At 48.9% G+C, this 2,978-nt stretch carries 1 protein-coding gene and 1 pseudogene; one reads left to right on the top strand and one right to left on the bottom strand.

All coding sequences use genetic code 11. The features are described from left to right. Window positions 1–201 precede the first annotated feature (201 nt). Window positions 202–945 (top strand): DUF1995 family protein, encoded by a 744-nt coding sequence (locus PX481_RS08330; protein WP_002763301.1) that lies wholly within the window; start codon window positions 202–204, stop codon window positions 943–945. A 42-nt stretch (window positions 946–987) separates the two neighbouring features. Here PX481_RS08330 and PX481_RS08325 read toward each other — a convergent pair. Continuing rightward, window positions 988–2,978: pseudogene (locus PX481_RS08325) on the bottom strand (hypothetical protein); the annotation flags it as partial.

Genomic DNA, 2,978 nt, shown 5'->3' with positions numbered 1-2,978 from the left:
GGTTGATTCATGAATCAACCCTACTATGAATCAACCCTACTATGAATCAACCCTACTATGAATCAACCCTACTATGAATCAACCCTACTATGAATCAACCCTACCTTTTATAAAAATTAAAATCTTTCTGATTTTAAGCCCCCGACGACCAGAGGTAGTCACTGATAACTGATAACTGATAACTGATAACTGATAACTGAAATGACCCTACCCAATTCCCTAGAAGAAACAATCCTGCAAGCGAAAGCCGCCACCCAACTGGCTCTAGAATCGGGAGCTAGACGCATACAAGTGGAATTAGTTATCCCAGAAATTGCTCTACAAGCACAAGCTTTAGCCCTTGATTTTGCCTCTATTTTTGACAGTTATGGTTCTGGTTTAAGGGTAATTTTTCCCGATACTGGAGCCGCCATGTTAGCCCGACGGGATTGGGGAGAAACAGTTTTTCAACTGGGAGATTTAGGTAGTCGTTTTATTCCCATCGAAAACAAAATTAAGCCCGAAGATGAAGCGTTTTTAGTTGTTTGTCCCTCCTCGGTGGAGATTAATTCCGTAGAAAAACTCTGTTACCTTGCCGAAGATCGCCCCGTGGTTCTTCTGATTCCCCAATTGGAAGATGTATCGGTAGTGGGTATCGGTTACGCAGCCCGACAATTGCGAGAAAGATTTTTAAGTACCCTAGAAAGTTGTTATTATTTTCGTCCCTTGGAATCAGCGATCGTTTATCGTTCCTATCCTTCTTTGTGGCAAGTTTGGCTCGAAAAAGAAGACGGTTACGAGTTAATTTCCGAACAATCCACTAAACCCATGGGGGAAGCTTTAGAAAATCTGATTCTGAAAGCTTCTAGTAATACTCCTAATGATAGTTCTAATCCTGCTAATAAAGCCAAAAAGTCCGGTTTATTTGCCACTATGGGACGCTTCTTAAAAGCATTACAACAGTGACATACTCCCCCCGTCAAGTTAGGCTGTGACGGTGGGAGTATGTCAATCCCACTCCTGTAAGTCTCTGAGCCAATTTTGCAGCAAGCTAGTTAATTGAGTACGGCGAGTTTCAAAATTGCCAGCAATTGAGAGCAAGCTAACCCCCACCAGCAATCCGATAATCCATTTAAGCAGAGGATAAAGGGAAATCAAAATTACCAACTGATAGAAAGCATTAGCCACAAAAGTAAAAGTGCCAAGATAGAGGAAGGCGCGAATTCGTAAGGCTAATCCGGCAAAAATTGCCACTAAACTGAGGATGCCAGGCAGGATTCCCGTCTGATGATGAAACCAGAGAGCCGCACTAGCAATAATGCCTGTTCCCAAGAGGCGAAGCAGGTGGCGCAAGGATTTGCCTTGCCTCCCCTGACAGGTAGGTTCTATCCAGACAAGACAGAGGATAGACAATCCGACAAGACTGCTGTAGGCGAAGGGAGTTGCCAGAGAGAAATCCGCCAGCCAAAGGGCGATCGCCCAATTCACTAACAAGAGGGTAAGATAGCGCCACCGGGGTTGCTGCCGCAGCCAAGCCAGCCAAGCATAGAATCCAGCCACCACCAGCAAACTTAGGGGATTGAGCTTGTCTAAACTGCCCCCAAGGGCGAGTCCTGGAAGAACAAGAGCGAGGAATTGCCAAGGACGAGGCGGCCAGCCCCAAAGCCGCCAAGGGAGCAGATAGGTGAAAACAGCCACCCCAGAGGCGATTACTCCCAACCAAGAAACTAGGTATTGAGAGAAGAATTCCATTGGAGGAATAGTATTGGCAGCATAGGCCCCAATCCCAGTCGCTTCTAGAATACCCAGATAGACCCAGATTTCAGCGATCGCCTGGTCAGGATGGTTGCGCCCTTGCCAGATAGCATAACGAGTCAAAAAGATACCGGTTGCCAATCCCAACAGTTGATTGACTGCAACGGGATAGAATAAAGCCCCTAGTAACAGGCAACTGCCCAAAGCCCAGTGCAGGTGGGCAACCAACTTCAATTCTGAGGCCGTCAGATGCAAGTAGCCAGCCAACCAGGGAGAGAGCAATCGATAGCCGTAAACCAAGCTGGCGGCCAGGGCTGCCATTGCCAAAAATTGATCGCCTTGGGACAGGTCGGCAATTTGATAAAACAATAGCTCGTAGGCTGAGATGGATATCCCGCCAATTCCCAGGTACAACAAGGGCTTCCTGGCCGGAGAGCGCCGCCCAACTCCGATGGCAATCAGTACCAGTCCCAGAGAACTCAAGCCAGTCCAACTACTGAAAAATCCCCAACGCAGAGCCGCTCCTAAGGCCCCATAGAGCAAGGGTAGGATATTCCAGCTATTGAGCATTTCCCGCCTGTGATCTCTGTGCCACCAATCTCCCAACAGTTGGGTAAGCAATCCCAAGAGAATATTGGCGATCGCTAGGGCAATTAAAGACTGCTTAGTTAGGTTGAGAACTTCGATGGTGAACAGTTCCAAGCTCCAGCCTACCCCGTAGATGCCCCAGTTACTCGGCTCGAGGTAGCTTCGATAGGCGATCGCCCCTAAAGTCAGGGCAGGGGCTAGGATAGAGAGGCTTGATGCAGGTATCTGATCCCAGTAAACGGCTAGAGAATGGAGAGTCAGGGCGACTAACTCCAGGCTACAGAGGAGAATCGCCCAACCATCGCAGGCGCGGGCATAGAGGAGAGCAAGTGCAGAAGTCCGCTGGCTCAACCAATCGCGCAACAGCCAGAGGGGGATAAGGGCGATCGCCCCCGCCAACAGCCAGGCTAATCCAGAGACAGACAATCTCTCTAGTAAGGTAGCGCTCAACCCCAAGGACAAGCCGACCGTGATGGCAGCCGCTGCTAATTTTTGTAGGCGATGAGTCTGAAAGAACATCAAACCAGTGGCGATCGCCAAGGTGACGAGACGAGTTTCTTCCCCTACCCAGGTGGGAATTTGGGCAACTAGCAGGACTGAGATGCTCAACCAAATGACTAGGTTAGGTTGGCGCGAGGGTTGCCAACTGCGATAAG

The organism is Microcystis sp. M53603_WE2, assembly GCF_030065435.1.
This window is presented reverse-complemented; position numbering and strand designations above follow the sequence as displayed.

Excerpts from the sequence above, each read along its gene's own strand:
- PX481_RS08330 (WP_002763301.1), top strand. The coding sequence starts at position 202 with ATGACCCTACCCAATTCCCTAGAAGAAACAATCCTGCAAGCGAAAGCC.